The organism is Lentzea sp. HUAS TT2, assembly GCF_051853195.1.
Classification (GTDB): Bacteria; Actinomycetota; Actinomycetes; order Mycobacteriales; family Pseudonocardiaceae; genus Lentzea.
Genome location: NZ_CP196667.1, coordinates 6,302,523 through 6,317,688, shown reverse-complemented (window position 1 = coordinate 6,317,688; position 15,166 = coordinate 6,302,523). Strand labels below are relative to the sequence as shown.

Sequence of the window (15,166 nt, the reverse complement as noted above, 5' to 3'; positions counted from 1 at the left end):
GTGCTCTTCCACGTGCGGATGGACGTTTCCCTGCCCCACGACATGGACCCGCAGCGTCGTGCCGAGTTGGTGCGCGCCGAGAAGGAACGCGCGCTGGAGCTGCAGAAGATGGGCGTGTGGCCGCACCTGTGGCGTGTCGCCGGGCGGTACAGCAACATCAGCGTCTTCGACGTGCCGTCCAACGACGAGCTGCACGCGTTCCTGTCCTCGCTGCCGCTGTGGGAGTTCATGACCGTCGAGGTGACGCCGCTGGCGACGCATCCCTCCGACCTGGCGGCGCAACCATGACCGCCGTCCAGGAAGGTCTGGTGTGGCGGTCGCTCGCCGAGGTGCCGCGCGACTGGCCGGGGTGCGTGGTGACGATCGGGGTGTTCGACGGCGTTCATCGCGGGCACGCGCACCTGATCTCCGCCGCACGGGAGGTGGCCGGGTCGCGGCCGGTGGTGCTGGTGACGTTCGACCCGCACCCCGCGCTGGTGCTCGGGCTGCCCCGCGACACGTCCGCGCTGAGCACGGTCGACCGGCGGGCGGAGCTCGGGCGTTCCCTGGGGGTCGAGGCGACCCTGGTGCTGCCGTTCACGCGCCGGTTCGCCGCGTTGTCCCCCGCGGGGTTCGTGGCGGAGGTGCTGGTCGGGACGTTGCACGCCGAGGCCGTGGTGGTCGGGGCGAACTTCACGTTCGGCCATCGCGGTGCCGGGACCGTGGAGACGCTGCGGGAGCTGGGACTGCCGGCGATCGGCGTGGACCTGGTGGACGGGTGTTCGTCGACTCGGGTGCGGGAGTTGGTGCGGGGCGGGGATGTTCTCGGCGCCGCCGCGGTGCTCGGGCGGCCGCATCGGGTGGAGGGTGTGCTGTCCTCTGGTGTGGCGGTCGTGCCGCCGGGGACCGCGTTGCCGCCGGACGGCGAATACCTCGGCACGCTCGGGGGTGTGGCGGCCCGGTTGGTGGTAGTGGGAGGGTCGGTGCTGGTCCGCGGGCCGGACGGGCCCGCGGTGGTCGAGTTCGTGGACCGGGTGTGAGGGGAGCACGGGTGATCCACTACGCCGTCGACGGCCCGCCGGATGCCGAGGTCCTCGTGCTCGGCCCGTCGCTGGGCACCGATCTCGGGCTGTTCGACGCCCAGGTCGCCGGGCTCGCCGACCGCTGGCGCGTGGTCAGGTTCGACCTGCGCGGCCACGGCGGGTCCCCGGTCGTTCCCGGGCCGTACTCGATCGCGGACCTCGCGTCCGACGTCGTGGAGCTGCTCGATCACCTGGGTGTGCGGCGGTTCCACTACCTCGGGGTGTCGATCGGCGGCGCGATCGGCCAGTGGCTTGCTCTGCATTGGGGCTCAAGGGTGTTAACGCTCACCATCTGCGCCTCTGCCGCGCGGTTCGCCGATCCGCCGCAGTGGCCGGTGCGGGCGGCGACGGTCCGTGCCGAGGGCACCGCGGCGATCGTGTCGTCGCGGACCGGCACCTGGTTCACCGAGGACTTCGCCGCTCGCGAGCCCGCGGAGGCCGAGCGGCTGCTGGACATGCTGCGCGCGACGTCCGCCGAGGGATACGCGGGCTGTTGCGAGGCGATCGGGACGTTCGACGTGCGCTCCGAACTGAGCGCCGTCACCGTGCCGACGCTCGTGCTCGCCGGTGCCGACGACCCCGCGACGCCACCCGAGCTGGTGCGGGAGATCGCGGACGGCATTCCCAGCGCGCGGTTCGAGATCGTCGCCGGCTCCGCACACCTGTTCACCGCCGAACGCCCTGAGATCGTGAACACCGCGGTCGCCGGGCATCTCACGAGGAGAGTTCATGCGTGACGCCGTCATCTGCGAGCCCATCCGCACACCGGTGGGCCGCTACAACGGTGCTGTGAAGGACCGAACAGCCCAGGAGCTCGGCGCGATCGTCGTCCAGGAGCTGATGCGCCGCACCGGTCTCGATCCGTCCTCGGTGGACGATCTGGTTCTCGGCCACTGCTACCCCACCATGGACGCGCCGGCGATCGGCCGGGTCGTGGCGCTGGACGCCGGGCTCGGTGTCGGCGTGCCGGGCGTGCAGCTGGACCGCCGTTGCGGTTCCGGGCTGCAGGCCGTGATCAACGCGGCGATGGCCGTGCAGACCGGCGCACAGGACCTGGTGCTCGCGGGCGGCGTGGAGAGCATGTCGAACGCCGGTGCCGAGGCCCTGGCACGCGGCCGTGTGACGGCGGGCGGGCAGAACTTCCCGGTGCCGGGCGGCATGCTGGAGACCGCGGAGAACCTGCGGCGCGAGTACGGCATCTCGCGCACCGAGCAGGACGAACTGGCGTTGCGCAGCCACGAACGCGCTGTCGCGGCCCAGACCGAGGGCCGGTTCGCCGACGAACTGGTGCCGGTCGGCGAGTTCGCGGCGGACGAGCACCCGCGGCCGGGTTCGACGCTGGAGAAGCTCGCGTCGTTGAAGACCATCATGGACGTCGAGGGCGCCACGGTCACCGCGGGCAACGCGTCCGGCCAGAACGACGGCGCGGCGATCTGCGTCGTCACGCATCCCGAACGGGCCGCCGAGCTGGGCCTGCGTCCGTTGGCGCGCCTGGTGTCCTGGGCCTCGGCAGGGGTCGAGCCGGCGCGGATGGGCATCGGGCCTGTGCCGTCGTCCGCCAGGGCTTTGCAGATCGCCGGCCTCAAGCTCGACGACCTGGACCTGATCGAGCTGAACGAGGCGTTCGCGGCGCAGGTGCTCGCGGTGACGCGCGAGTGGGGCCTGACGGACTTCGACCGTCTGAACGTCAACGGTTCCGGCATCGCGCTGGGCCATCCGGTCGGCGCGACCGGCGCGCGAATCCTCGCGACGATGCTGCGCGAACTGGAGCGCCGCGACGGCCGGTACGCGCTGGAGACGATGTGCATCGGCGGCGGGCAGGGACTCGCGGCGGTCTTCGAGAGGGTGTCATGAACAAGGTCGTGGCCTCCGCGGCCGACGCCGTGTCCGATGTGGACGACGGCGCCACCATCGCGGTCGGCGGCTTCGGGCTCAGCGGCGTGCCGAAGTTCCTGATCAACGCGTTGCTGGACAAGGGGGTCGGCGAGCTCGGCATCGTGTCGAACAACTGCGGCGCGCTCGACCAGGGCCTCGCCGTGCTGCTGTCGGCCGGCCGGATCGCGCGTGTCACCGGTTCGTACATCGGGCAGAACAAGGAGTTCGCCCGCCAGTACCTCGCCGGCGAACTGGAGGTCGAGCTGATCCCCCAGGGCACACTCGCCGAACGGCTGCGCGCCGGAGGTGCCGGCATCCCCGCCTTCTACACGCCCGCCGGCGTCGGCACCCTCGTCGCGGACGGCGGCCTGCCGTGGCGCTACCACCCGGACGGCACGGTCGCGAAGTCCTCGCCGCCCAAGGAGGTCCGCGAGTTCGACGGCCGCGAGTACGTGCTGGAGCAGAGCATCCGCACCGACTTCGCGCTGGTCCGCGCCGCCAAAGCCGACAGGTTCGGGAACCTGGTGTTCTCCAAGTCGTCCCGCAACTTCAACCCCCTGGCCGCGATGGCGGGCCGGGTCACCATCGCCGAGGCCGAGGAACTGGTCGACGCCATCGACCCCGACGAGGTGCACCTGCCCGGCATCTTCGTCCAACGGGTCGTGGCGCTCTCCCCCGCCCAGGCCGCCGACAAGAGCGTGGAGTTCAGGACGGTGAGCGATGCCCTGGAATCGTGACGGGATGGCCGCCCGCGCGGCCCTCGAACTGCGCGACGGCGAGTACGTCAACCTCGGCATCGGCGTGCCGACGCTGATCCCGAACCACCTGCCGCCCGGCGTCGAGGTGGTGCTGGAGTCCGAGAACGGCATCCTCGGCGTCGGCCCCTACCCCACCTCCGACGAGGTCGACCCCGACCTGATCAACGCGGGCAAGGAGACCGTGACCGTGCTGCCGGGGGCGTCGTTCTTCGACTCGTCGCTGTCGTTCGGCATGATCCGCGGCGGTCACGTCGACGTGGCCGTGCTCGGCGCGATGCAGGTCTCGGCCGGTGGTGACCTCGCGAACTGGGCCGTGCCCGGCAAGCTCGTCACCGGCATCGGCGGCGCGATGGACCTCGTGCACGGCGCGCGGCGCGTGATCGTCGTGATGACCCACTCCGCCAAGGACGGCAGCGCGAAGCTCGTCGGGGAGTGCACGCTTCCGTTGACCGGCAAGGCGTGCGTCGACCGCGTGATCACCGACCTGGGTGTGTTCGACGTGACGCCGGACGGCCTGCGGCTCGTCGAACTGGCACCGGACGTGACGTTCGAGAAGGTCCAGGAGCTGACGGGGGCGCCGATTTACCGCTGACCAACCGGTCCGCGCCACCGTGGGGCATGCGCAAAGTGATGTTGATCCTCCCCGCGGTGGCGCTGACCGCGCTCGCCTCCGCCGGCACGGCGCAGGCCGAGCCGGCGCCGGGATGTGCCGGCACCGTGCAGATCGGCTCCACGGGGTACGTGAAGAAGAACGGCACGATCATCGCGTCGGTGAAGCAGTTCAAGGGTTGCGGGAAGAACTGGGCCTACACCTACGTGTGGGACTCCCACGCCGCGCAGCCCGGCAGCTTCAGCTCCAGCGCCGCTATGGTCGTGAACGGGTCACGCGACTACAACAGCAACGTCAACGGCACCAACAAGCAGGACGTCTGGTCCAAGGGCACCAACACGCTCACCAAGTGCACCCGCGCGTACGGCGAGGTGTGGGGCGACGGCAACGTCTACTGGGGGCAGACCGACGAACGCTGCTAAGCCTGTTGCCAGAATTCGTGTTCGAACCCGCTCGGGCCCGGCTTGTCGATGAGGGGAGCCTCCAGGACATGGGGCTGCGGTTGTCGGTGCTGGACACGTCTCCGGTCGTGCAGGGGTCGACGCCGCGCGAGGCGTTGCACGACACCGCTGATCTCGCGGAGCTGGCGGAAGAGCCAGGGTTCCACCGGTACTGGGTACCGGAGCACCACGGCATGCGCAGCCGCCGGGAAGGCAACCGAATCCTGTTGCCCGGCCCCGACGACGCGCACCGCCTCCCCGACGACGGCCGCGTGCTGGCCGGCGGCCCCGAGACGATCACCCGCAAGCTCCAGGCGGTGCTGGACGAGACCGGCACGTCCGAGCTGATGATCACCTCGCCGTTCCACCACCACGCGGACCGCCGCCGCGGCTACGAGCTGATCGCCGCGATCAGTGGCTCGTTGACGCCCGCTGGTGCAGCGGAGCAGTGATCCTCCAGCTGAACTGGGCCCCACCGAGGTGGCGCACCCCCTGACCGGACGGCACCCACTGCCCGTTCTCGTCCAGGTTGAAGCTCTGGATGTTCACGCCCACAACCGCGTTACCGCTGATCCGGGGCCCGCCGCTGGACCCGCCGCCCATGTCGCACGGCACTCCCCAGAGGTTCTCGTCCGTCGTCTGCCCGGGATAGCCGGGGTGGTGGGCGGGCGTGCCCCAGCACTGCGCGAGCCGCTGACCGGTGAACTCCGGCCTGCCCTGGTGACCGGGCTGCCCGGCGGCGCGCGGGTAGCCGTACTCCCGCGCGAACCGGGTGGCGGGCCGGTCGAAGGCGATGTTCTCGCTCACGTCAGAGGGCTTGTCGAGCACCAGGAACGCCTGGTCGTACTCGGACCGCTGGTCGTCGGTGATCCACATCTGGTTCACGATCGCCTTGCGCACCACGAACTGCCCGAACGGCTTGGTGCCGTCACGGAACCCCGGCACGAACAGCAGCTTGGAATGCCACCGAGGGTCCTGGCCGATCAGGTTCGCCGTGTGCACGCAGTGCCCGCCGGTCACCGCGGTGCGCCTGTTGGCGCTCACCACGACCGTCGCCGTGCAACTGGAGTCCTCGCCGTCGCGGTCGACGAAGAACAGGCGCCCGATCGTCCGGCTGTTCGGCGCGGGTGCGCCGGTCGGGTCGTCGACGGCGGGCGTGCCGGGCGGTGCGGACGGCCCGGTCGGCATCGCCGCGATGCGCTGCGGTGTCCAGTAGTCCGCCACGCCGTCGGTGTCGAGGTCGTGCACGACGACGTCGGTGTCGGAAGGAGAAGCCGCCGCCAGGCCCGGCACACCGAGGAGCAGCAGCGCGACCACGCTGAGTATTCGCATGGAGCCGACCGTGGCAGCCGGTTGTGAGGATCTTGTGCGGAACGAGTCCTCATCCCGTGCGGCGCGAATGATCAGGCGGACGCGAGCTCGGTGAGTGCGGCCACGGTGCTGGAGACGATCTTCTCCTGCGCTTCGGCGCGGGAGGTGGTCGGCGTGCCGTCGCCCGGCTGGTCGCCGTAGTCACCGAAGTAGGAGTGGACCGCTCCCGCGACCGGCTCGAACCGGGTGTCCGCCGGCAGCAGGGTCCGCGAGCCGGCGATGTCCTGCGGCGTCGTGAAGCCGTCTCTTTCGCCGTGGATCGACCACGCCCTGAGCCCGCCGCGTTCGGACAGATCGTCGATCGGGTAGGACGCCCACAGCACCAACCCTCGCAGCGACGGGTCCGCGCTCACGTCCCGGCCCGCGGCCACACCACCCAGGGAGTGCCCGCCGGCCGCCCACACCGCCACCTCGGGATGTGCGGCCCGCAGAGGTGCGGTATCGCCGCTCAACAACGCGATGTTCAGCGGTTCCTTCACCACCACCACAAGAAACCCTTGTGCGGCAACGCGACGCAGCAGGGGGAGATAGGCGCGGTAGTCCACTCTGGCGCCAGGGTGGAACACCAGTCCGGCACGCGGGGGTCCGTCCGGTCGCAACACCGTCGCGCCGTCCCCGTCCTGAGTGGCCGCGAACGGCTGCAGGTAGACCAGCGGCGCGAGCAGGACGGCCGCGAGCACCACAGCCAGCCACGACGGCACCCGCCGCCACAGCGCGACCGCGACGCCCACACCCGCGACCACTCCCAGCAGCACCAGATGAACGGGGTGCCCCGCGGTCAACGCCCCCCATCCGGTGATCAGGAGGACGAGTGGAACGCCGACGCTGGCAGCGGCCGCCAGCCATCGCGGCCAGGTCGCATTGTTCAGCACGCTGAACATTATGCCGACGACCGGCACGATCGACAAACGCACCCCGGTCGTTGTGCAGGATCAGGCAGCGGATGCTTGGCTGGGACAGTGCCGAAGAGAAGCGTTTCCGTCACCCGAACCGTGCACGCGCCCGCCGAACGGATCTTCGAACTGCTGACCGACCCGTCCCAGCACCCGCTGATCGACGGCTCCGGCTCCGTCCTCGCGCCACGGCCGGACGCCCCGGGCAAACTCGTGCTCGGCTCCACCTTCGGCATGGACATGAAGATCGGCCTGGCCTACCGGATCGAGAACACCGTCGTCGAGTTCGAGGAGAACCGGCTCATCGCGTGGCGCCACTTCAACGGTCACCGCTGGCGCTGGCAGCTCACGCCACTCGGCGACGACACCACCGAGGTGACCGAGACGTTCGACTGGTCGACCGCCCGCCTGCCGCTGCTGCTCGACCTCTCCCCCGTGCCCCGGCGCAACCGGGCGTCGATGGACCGGTCCCTGGATCGCTTGTCAGCGCTCTTCAGCACGGCCTCCTGACCAGTGCCGCCGGACCTGACCGGGTCCGGCGGCAACGGCGTCCGTGGTCAGCCCACGTACTCGGCGACCACCGCCCGCAGGAGCAACGGACTGGTCCCCGGCAGGTCCGCGTACCCCACGCCGATCACCCGGTTCGTCCCGGGCACGGCAGCGATCGCGTTGTAGGTGGTGCCGAACGACCCCGCGGGAGCAGGTGCCGGAACAGTGGCCCACCCGGTCGGACCGTAGGAACTGAAGGACGCCATCGGGAAACGCCCGATGACCCACGGGACACCGTTCGCCCCCACCGCGACACCGGGGGTGGACGGGGTGCTCAGCCCGCTGACGGTCTGCCAGGTGGTGCCGTCGCCCCGCAGCACCACGTTGCCCGATCCCATCCCGCCGCCGTCGCCCACCGCCCAGATGTCACCGGAAGACGTGCCGTCCAACGACTGCATGGTGAGCTGCTGCTGGTTCAGTCCGATCTGGACCGCCCGCCAGGCCGTGCCGTTCCAGTGGAACAGCAGCGGTCCCGAGTAGCCGTTCCACATGCCGTTGCCGGCCGCCCAGACGTCGTTGGGCGCGAAGGCCTTGACGGCGTTGATGAAGCAGAAGTTCACGAATCCGCCGCCGGCGACGCATTCGGTCGGAGGCTGGTGTTCCTGCCAGGAGGTCCCGTTCCACTCGTGGAACACCGGGGTGTTGCCCTGGTGACCGACGAGCCAGGCGTGTCCGTCCACAACGGACAGATCGCGGATCGACAGCGTGCTCGGGGTGGCGCCCGGCGGGTAGGGAACCTCGGTCCACGTCCTGCCGTTGTAGCGCCACACCAGCGTGACGTTGCCGTCCGAAGACCACGGGGCTCCCGTGACCCAGACGTCCCTGGCGGACGATGCCGCCACGCGCTGGAACGAGACATGTCCCTGCACAGCGGGAAGTGACGTGCGGGACCATCTGCTCCCGTTCCACCGCAACATCATCGGACTGCCGGACGTGCCCTGCTGGTCCGGGTGGTAGCCCTCGAAGCCGACGGCCCAGGCGTTCCTGGAGTCGACCGCGGCGACGTCCCAGAGATTGCTCGTCGCCGTGCTCTGCGGGATCGAGGCCAGGCGCCACGCCGGCGCCGCGGCGGCCGGGCCGGCGGCACCGGCGACGACCACGACCGACAAGGCGACGGCTGACCAGTAACGAACTCTCATAAGTCCCCCAAGCTGTTCGACCTTGAACAGGACCGTGCGCGGCCGATCATTCCCGAGGTCGGCCCGCCCACCAGGGGTTCTCGGCGTCTTGACCTAGTTGAGCGGTGTTCGTGACCCAGACGTCGCAGCCGAGTAACCCGAATGGGATTCAGGTATGCCCTTGTGATCTAGCTCACGGACCAGGTAGAACTGAACGCACGGTTACCGGAAATCACGCCTCACGGATCTCCCTCCCTGCCAACCGAATACTTGTGAGGACCTGTGCGAACCGCAGTCGTCGCCGCCCTGCTCGGACTCGGCGCCTTCGCAGTGGCGGCCGGATTGGTGCTGCAACTGCACGCCCATCCCCTGCTCGCCAAACTGCAGCACGACATCGACACCGTCTCCATCTCCGAGGGAGAAGGGGTCACCGCTGTCGTGTACCCGCCCGGCAGCGCGCCGGAGGTGCGTCACAACCTCAGCCTGACCGCGACCACGCACGTCGAGGGTGACCTCGCCGCGCCGGAGGTCCAGAAGAACGGCGACGTCACCGTGTGGAAGCGGGCGACCATCGTCAAGGAGAACTCCGGCGAGCTCGTGCTCAGCGCCGAGGTCCGCCGGATCTGCCTCGACCGCCGCACCGGTGAGGCGGTCGCGCCCTGCCGCGGCGAGTTCTACGAGACCGAACAGGGCAGGCGGGTCACCGCCGAGGGCAGGCAGTTGTTGCAGCCCGGCCTCAACTTCGTGTTCCCGTTCGGCACCGAGCAGCGCGACCACCGTTGGTACGACACGGTTCTCAAGCGCCCGGTCGACATCCACTTCGCCGGAGAGCAGCTGCTGCAAGGACTTGAGGTGTACCGGTTCGCGCACACGGTCCCGCCGACGGCACTGGACCGGTTCGCGGTGCCGGGTTCGCTGGTCGGCAGACCCGAGCCGTCCGTCGACGTCACCCAGTACTACGGCGTCACCCGCACGCTGCTGGTCGAGCCGAGGACCGGCGCGGTGCTCTCGGTGCGCGAGGACCTCCGGCAGGAGCTGCGCACCGACACGCAGGACGAGGGTGAGGGAACCCCTGTGTTCGCCGGGGAACTGCACCTGACCAACGCCTCGGTCACCGCGAACGTGGACCAGGTCAAGCAGAACCTGCCGCGACTGTTCATGATCACCGCCCTGCCGGTGGCCCTGTGGGTCGGTGGCGCGGTGCTCGTCGCGATCGGGCTCGTCCTGCTGCTCGTGTGGCGGCGCGGGCTCGTCGCCGGGGCGCTCGCGCTGGTGATCGGTGCGTGCCTGGCGGGCACGGTCACCTACGGCGTCACCAACGCGAGCGACCCGGACGACTCGCTCGACCTCAAGAACGTCGTGTCGTCCTCCAACGTCGACTACGGGCTGCGATGAGCACGGCGTTCCTCCTCGATGATCCCGGCGACCCTGAGCAGTTCGCCCTCCGCCTTCGGCACCGCGATCAGGGTGACCGGCAACGGGTTCCCGTCGGCGTCCGAGCCCGCGCGCACGGACACGGCGGGGTAGCCGCTGACCCGCCAGAGCGGGGAGAACGGCGAGGTGGCGCTGTTGCGCACCAGCACGCCTCCCGGCAGCGACATCGTCTCGGCCGGGCCGGTGTGCCCAGGTGTCACCAGCAGGTCGAGGTCGGTGAACATGTGCTTCAGCATCACCCGCTCCGCCGCGCGCATCGACTTGCAGATGCCCCGGAACGGCCATGGCACGAACCGGTCGAGCAGGTCGAGCTCGCGCGGGCCCGCGGCCAGGTGCGGCGCCAGCAGGAGCCTGGACTCGCTGGCGAGCCGCGGGTCGTGGTCGACCACTTCACTGACGTGCATCGACAACAGCGCGGCGACGTCCTCGACGGCCCGGCGCATGGGCGCGCGGGTGCGGGTGGTCATCGCGAGGCCGCGCAACGACACACCGATCCTCAGTGGACGGTTCGCGGGCTCGGCTGCCCACCCGATGCCCCGCACGACGTGCGAGACGTCGGCGACGGTCCTCGCCACCACACCACGTCCGCCGGAGGTCTCGAAGCCGACCACGCCGGCCCCTCCCGCGGGCACGCCGCCGGCGCCGGGGGCACGGCGTGCCAGCACCGCGGACACCACACCGGTGGCGACGGCAACGGCGGTGCCCGACACCTTGGGATCGAGCATTGTGGCCGCGATGCCCTGCGTCGGGTTGCGATGCGTCTCGGCCGCCGACGTCCGCCCGACCACGACGGCTCCCGCCGCCACCAGGGCGTCGAAAGCCGAACGCGGCAGGGAGTCCTCGACCGCCAGGGGCAGTCCCAGCAGGCTTCCGCCCTCACCGCCCGCCAACCGCCGATCGGCCTCTTCCGCACTGCGCCGGGCGGCGGCCAAATCGACATCTGTGAAGACGTGCCTCGACGAGTTCAGCCGCATCTCGGTCGTCGCAAGGAGCTCTGCTGCGGTCGTCGCACCGCGGGCGAGCAGCCGGGCCTGCTCAACTGCTCCGGGATAGCACACAGGGGTTTCTTCCACGTGTCTCTTCCTCCGGCATCGTCGCCGACGAGTAAGGAGCTGCTTCCTTCAGTCGCTACCCGTTGGACAGCAGGGGTTCCGCCGAACGGCTCTGCGCGTCGGCGGCCGAGTAGCTTCTTTCTCCACGCGGACCGATCAAGATGACCTGAGTCACCCCGACCGAAGGGTTGCGCAGAGGTTACTGTCCGGTAGTTTCCACGCCACTGTGACGTCCCTCTCATACGCGGAACACATCCAGAAGGAGGACGAGTGCGACGTGTTGCGAGCCTCGTGCTGGTAGGACTGGGCATCTTCTCGCTGGCGCTCGGAGCAGTCCTGCGCTTCTACGTGTACCCCGAGCTCGCAGTCGTGCCGCTCGACCAGAAGACGGAATCCGTCGCGGAAGGTTCCGCGAAGGTCTTCTACCCCAAGGAACTCGTCGTCAAGGACGCGCGCCTGACGGCAACCCGCAAGGTCGAGAGCAACCTGACCCTGCCGGAGGCCAAGGTCGACGGTGACGTGATGGTGTGGGACCAGGGCCTGGTCGTCACCGACTCCGAGAACCAGCTCGTCTCCGCGTTGAAGCACCGGGTGTGCCTCGACCGGCGGACGAACATGGCCCTCGACAAGTGCACCCAGCAGTACGTGACCGACGCCGAGGGTGACCCCACGACGGCCGACAAGGCGGTGCACCAGGAGGGACTGAACTACAAGTTCCCCTTCGACACCCAGCCGCAGGACTACGAGTACTTCGACACCACCCTGCGCAAGGCGACGACCGCGCGGTACGAGGGAACGGACGAGATCGGCGGCCTCGAGGTCTACAAGTTCGTCCAGAAGATCCCGTCGACCAAGTTCCGCGACCAGGAGGTGCCCGGCACGCTGGTGAACAGCACCGAGGCCTCGGTCAAGGCGGAGCGCCGCTACCAGAACACCCGCACCATGTGGGTCGAGCCGGTCAGCGGCATCATCGTCAAGGGTTCGGAACAGCAGAAGCAGGCTTTGTTCGGGCCCGACGGAAAAGAAGGCACGGTGCTGCTCGACGCCACCTTGACCTTCAACGAGAAAACCGTCAAAGAATCCGTTGAACGCGCCTCCGAGGCACGCGGGAAATTGACGCTCATCAGCAACACCGGTCCGATCGTTCTTCTTTCCGTCGGCCTGGTGCTGCTGCTCGCCGGAATTCTTCTCGGCGTGTTCGGACGGCGGGCTAGGCACGTCGCCTGAGCACGATCACGAAGTTCCACGAGGCGATCTCCCGGACCCCCGGGACACGGGTGATCCACTTCGCCCACCACGGGTGGTACCGGGGGAACGTCTCGACCACGTCGGCGACGGTCTGGCGGTGAACCCACCGCTGGACCGCCCCTACGCTCACCGGGAACAGCGAGGTGCCGAACGAGTTCTTCGGCGGCTTGCCGTTGCGGCGCTCGTAACGGCGTCGCGCGTAGTGGCCGCCGAGGAAGTGCCACGGCGCGGTCTCGTGGCCGCCCCAGGGTGAGAACCACGGCGTGTAGGACATGAAGACGGTGCCTCCAGGCCTGGTCACACGCACCATCTCGGCCAGCATCAGCCACGGGTCGTCGACGTGCTCCAGGACGTTGGACGAGTAGCAGACGTCCACCGAGGCGTCGCGGAACGGCAGCGCCGTGCCGCTCGCGCGGATCATGCCGGGGTCGGGTTCACCGCGGGCGGAGAGCTCGCCGACGTCCGGGTCGAGGCCCACGTAGCGGGCGCCGGCACCGCGGAACGCCTCGGCGAAGTAGCCGGGGCCACCACCGACGTCGAGCACGACGGCCCCGCCCAGGGGCACGTACGACGACACCTGGGCCACCGAGTCGTCCGCCAGGATCCGGTAGAAGTGATCCGGGTCGGACTGCTCTTTCAGAAATGCGCGAAAAAGCCGAACGGAGCGTTCGAGCGTTGGCTTTCGCAACTTTTCAGGGGCCGAAACTGAACCGATCTCGACCATTGCCATCTCCCGCATTCCGTCTACCATGGCTACCTGGCAGTAACCTAGCATCGGGAGAGGCAGATGTCGCGTGGTCCCCATTACCGGCCGAGCATTCTGCTGGTGAATTGGCGCGACACCAGACACCCCGAGGGCGGCGGTTCGGAGCGCTATGTCGAGCGCATCGCCGAGGGTCTCGCGCGGCTCGGCTACCGGGTCTCGATCCAGTGCGCGGGCCACGACCGCGCCCCGTCCGGCGACTGGGTGGCGGGCGTCCGCTTCCGCAGGCGCGGCAACAAGTTCACGGTCTACCTGCACGCCCTGCTGGCGATCCTGCGTTCCGACGCGGACGTCATCGTGGACGTGCAGAACGGAATGCCCTTCTTCAGCCGCCTGGTGGCGCGCTGTCCTGTCCTGGTGCTGGTGCACCACGTGCACCGCGAGCAGTGGCACAGCGCGCTGGGCCCGTTCTTCGGCCGGATCGGCTGGTGGATCGAGTCGTGGCTCGCGCCGCGGCTGTACCGCAAGTGCCGCTACGTCACCGTCTCCAACGTCACGCGGGACGAGCTGGGACTGCTAGGGGTCGAACTGCGCCGCACGGTGGTCGTGCCGAACGGGCTGGATGCGCCTCCCGCCGTCACCGCGCGGCGCACCGAGGCACCCGTCCTCGTCGCGGTGTCCCGGCTGGTTCCGCACAAGCGGCTGGAGCACGCGATCGACCTCGTCGCGCGGCTCCGTCCACAGTGGCCGGACCTGCGGTTGGAACTCGTCGGCGAGGGCCCGTGGAAGGACGTGCTCCAGCAGCACGCTGTCGACCGCGGGGTCCAGGACAGCGTCATCATCCACGGCTGGGTCGACGAGCAGACCAAGCACGAGATCCTTGCCGGGGCATGGGTGCACGTGTGCCCGTCGGTCAAGGAGGGCTGGGGCATCGTGATCATGGAGGCCGCCAGCCACGGCGTACCCACTGTCGCCTACCGCTCGGCGGGTGGCGTGGCCGAGGCGATCGTGGAGCACCGGACGGGTCTGCTGGCGGACGACTTCGACGAGTTCGTGCGGCACACGGACACGCTGCTGCGCGATCTGCCGCTGCGCAAGGAGATGGGCGAGGCGGGCAGGCAGCGCGCCCAGGAGTTCAGTTGGGAGGAGAGCCTCGACGCGTTCGAGAGCGTCCTGCACGGCGCCCTGCGGCTACCGCCGCGCCTCGCGGCCAGTGACGACCGCGTCGCATAACAGGTCGAGCAGCCCTGCGGCCGCGACCGCGTCGAAGTCCTGACGCCGCACGCGCACCGTGACCGTGGTGACCTCCCCTGTCGTCACCACGCCGAACGTGACGCCCGACCGTTCGCTCGCCGCGAGGAAGAAGCGCAGGGCCCTGACCATCCGCCTTGACGACGCCAAGATCCGACATGAGGAACGTCGAGACGGGACGCCAGCAGCACGCCGACGTCCTCCATGGTCGCCCCGGCAGGCAGGCGCAGCCCAGCGGGGCGCTGTCGACCTCGGGGCGTGGATCAGCGCCACCTCGCCGGGAGGCTGACGGCGGCAATAATCTTCGGCGGATTCCCGCCGCCGAGTAAACGCGCGTTAACCCAGGCTGATAATGACGCCGGTTTGCCCATCGGGAACCGGTCCGAAGAAGTAGATCTGCTCCCCTGGCGAATATGTCACGATGGTCAGCATGGGCAAGTCGGGTTGGCCGTAGAAGGAGCAGCTTCGCCCCTTGCCGCAGGGGGGTTTGGGCGGTCGGGTGTATCCCGCGGAGACGGCGGCATTGATCTGCGCCTGGGCAACCTCGTTCTCGAAGCCGGGGCGGAGTGTCATGATCACCAAGCCGACCGGCGAGCTCCCGATCCCGGCCCCGCCGGTGTGCTCCTCCTTGAGCACCACTCCCCGCCTTGCGCCGACGCTGTCCGCCACCTCCGAAAGGCGCAATCGCCGGGCCTTGACTTTGCGGCGTTCGCGAAACCACATCATTCGCCGCCAGCCTCCTGTCACTTTTGATCAGCTGACAAGGTCCTTGCCTACTTCTTGTCCTTCAGCTCTGTCATCCT

The 15,166-nt window shown here is 69.4% G+C and carries 19 protein-coding genes; 12 read left to right on the top strand and 7 right to left on the bottom strand.

Annotated elements, in window-relative coordinates; all coding sequences use genetic code 11:
• The 8 genes from catC to ACSHWB_RS30735 all read left to right on the top strand — a co-directional run bounded on the left by catC (position 1) and on the right by ACSHWB_RS30735 (position 5,196).
• Positions 1-288: a muconolactone Delta-isomerase gene (catC, locus tag ACSHWB_RS30770; RefSeq protein WP_439656770.1), complete on the top strand. Its 288-nt coding sequence runs from the start codon at positions 1-3 to the stop codon at positions 286-288.
• Entirely contained in the window at positions 285-1,019 is a 735-nt protein-coding gene (locus ACSHWB_RS30765; RefSeq protein ID WP_439656769.1) for an adenylyltransferase/cytidyltransferase family protein, read from the top strand. The genes catC and ACSHWB_RS30765 overlap by 4 nt, the downstream gene beginning before the upstream one ends.
• A gap of 11 nt (positions 1,020-1,030) precedes the next feature.
• Positions 1,031-1,798: a 3-oxoadipate enol-lactonase gene (gene pcaD, locus ACSHWB_RS30760; RefSeq protein ID WP_439656768.1), complete on the top strand. Its 768-nt coding sequence runs from the start codon at positions 1,031-1,033 to the stop codon at positions 1,796-1,798.
• Complete coding sequence (locus ACSHWB_RS30755; protein WP_439656767.1) at positions 1,791-2,915, top strand: acetyl-CoA C-acetyltransferase; 1,125 nt, start codon at positions 1,791-1,793, stop codon at positions 2,913-2,915. The genes pcaD and ACSHWB_RS30755 overlap by 8 nt, the downstream gene beginning before the upstream one ends.
• Positions 2,912-3,673, top strand: a complete 762-nt coding sequence (locus ACSHWB_RS30750) for a CoA transferase subunit A (RefSeq protein WP_439656766.1) — start codon at positions 2,912-2,914, stop codon at positions 3,671-3,673. The genes ACSHWB_RS30755 and ACSHWB_RS30750 overlap by 4 nt, the downstream gene beginning before the upstream one ends.
• A complete protein-coding gene (locus tag ACSHWB_RS30745; protein WP_439656765.1) occupies positions 3,657-4,286 on the top strand; it encodes a CoA transferase subunit B in 630 nt (209 codons plus the stop codon). The genes ACSHWB_RS30750 and ACSHWB_RS30745 overlap by 17 nt, the downstream gene beginning before the upstream one ends.
• A 26-nt stretch (positions 4,287-4,312) precedes the next feature.
• Positions 4,313-4,726 carry a hypothetical protein gene (locus ACSHWB_RS30740; protein WP_439656764.1) on the top strand — a complete coding sequence of 138 codons (414 nt, stop codon included), beginning with the start codon at positions 4,313-4,315 and terminating at the stop codon, positions 4,724-4,726.
• Between the two features lie 68 nt (positions 4,727-4,794).
• A complete protein-coding gene (locus tag ACSHWB_RS30735) occupies positions 4,795-5,196 on the top strand; it encodes an LLM class flavin-dependent oxidoreductase (protein WP_439656763.1) in 402 nt (133 codons plus the stop codon).
• Here ACSHWB_RS30735 and ACSHWB_RS30730 read toward each other — a convergent pair.
• Both ACSHWB_RS30730 and ACSHWB_RS30725 read right to left on the bottom strand, forming a co-directional pair.
• Positions 5,156-6,076 carry a trypsin-like serine peptidase gene (locus tag ACSHWB_RS30730; protein ID WP_439656762.1) on the bottom strand — a complete coding sequence of 307 codons (921 nt, stop codon included), beginning with the start codon at positions 6,074-6,076 and terminating at the stop codon, positions 5,156-5,158. The genes ACSHWB_RS30735 and ACSHWB_RS30730 overlap by 41 nt on opposite strands.
• A gap of 71 nt (positions 6,077-6,147) precedes the next feature.
• A complete protein-coding gene (locus ACSHWB_RS30725) occupies positions 6,148-6,987 on the bottom strand; it encodes an alpha/beta hydrolase (RefSeq protein WP_439656761.1) in 840 nt (279 codons plus the stop codon).
• Between the two features lie 87 nt (positions 6,988-7,074).
• Here ACSHWB_RS30725 and ACSHWB_RS30720 point away from each other — a divergent pair, with 87 nt between their 5' ends.
• A complete protein-coding gene (locus ACSHWB_RS30720) occupies positions 7,075-7,518 on the top strand; it encodes an SRPBCC family protein (protein WP_439656760.1) in 444 nt (147 codons plus the stop codon).
• A 47-nt stretch (positions 7,519-7,565) separates the two neighbouring features.
• On the opposite strand, the gene ACSHWB_RS30715 is transcribed toward ACSHWB_RS30720, so the two are convergent.
• Complete coding sequence (locus ACSHWB_RS30715; RefSeq protein WP_439656759.1) at positions 7,566-8,696, bottom strand: hypothetical protein; 1,131 nt, start codon at positions 8,694-8,696, stop codon at positions 7,566-7,568.
• 261 nt (positions 8,697-8,957) lie between these two features.
• Between ACSHWB_RS30715 and ACSHWB_RS30710 the strand changes: the two genes are divergently transcribed.
• Positions 8,958-10,070 carry a DUF3068 domain-containing protein gene (locus ACSHWB_RS30710; protein WP_439656758.1) on the top strand — a complete coding sequence of 371 codons (1,113 nt, stop codon included), beginning with the start codon at positions 8,958-8,960 and terminating at the stop codon, positions 10,068-10,070.
• Here the strand turns inward: ACSHWB_RS30710 and ACSHWB_RS30705 are convergent.
• On the bottom strand, positions 10,055-11,182 hold the full coding sequence (locus tag ACSHWB_RS30705) for a hypothetical protein (protein ID WP_439656757.1): 1,128 nt from the start codon (positions 11,180-11,182) through the stop codon (positions 10,055-10,057). The genes ACSHWB_RS30710 and ACSHWB_RS30705 overlap by 16 nt on opposite strands.
• Positions 11,183-11,431: 249 nt before the next feature.
• Between ACSHWB_RS30705 and ACSHWB_RS30700 the strand changes: the two genes are divergently transcribed.
• Positions 11,432-12,388, top strand: coding sequence for a DUF3068 domain-containing protein (locus ACSHWB_RS30700; RefSeq protein WP_439656756.1), 957 nt, complete (start codon positions 11,432-11,434; stop codon positions 12,386-12,388).
• Here the strand turns inward: ACSHWB_RS30700 and ACSHWB_RS30695 are convergent.
• Entirely contained in the window at positions 12,372-13,097 is a 726-nt protein-coding gene (locus ACSHWB_RS30695; protein ID WP_439656755.1) for a class I SAM-dependent methyltransferase, read from the bottom strand. The two genes, ACSHWB_RS30700 and ACSHWB_RS30695, sit on opposite strands and share 17 nt — an antisense overlap.
• Positions 13,098-13,235: 138 nt before the next feature.
• Here ACSHWB_RS30695 and ACSHWB_RS30690 point away from each other — a divergent pair, with 138 nt between their 5' ends.
• Positions 13,236-14,345: a glycosyltransferase family 4 protein gene (locus ACSHWB_RS30690; RefSeq protein ID WP_439656754.1), complete on the top strand. Its 1,110-nt coding sequence runs from the start codon at positions 13,236-13,238 to the stop codon at positions 14,343-14,345.
• Here ACSHWB_RS30690 and ACSHWB_RS30685 read toward each other — a convergent pair.
• Positions 14,304-14,495, bottom strand: a complete 192-nt coding sequence (locus ACSHWB_RS30685) for a hypothetical protein (RefSeq protein WP_439656753.1) — start codon at positions 14,493-14,495, stop codon at positions 14,304-14,306. The genes ACSHWB_RS30690 and ACSHWB_RS30685 overlap by 42 nt on opposite strands.
• 204 nt (positions 14,496-14,699) lie before the next feature.
• The gene (locus ACSHWB_RS30680; protein WP_439656752.1) at positions 14,700-15,089 is read right to left on the bottom strand and encodes a hypothetical protein; all 390 of its coding nucleotides are present in this window, start codon (positions 15,087-15,089) and stop codon (positions 14,700-14,702) included.
• Positions 15,090-15,166: the final 77 nt, after the last annotated feature.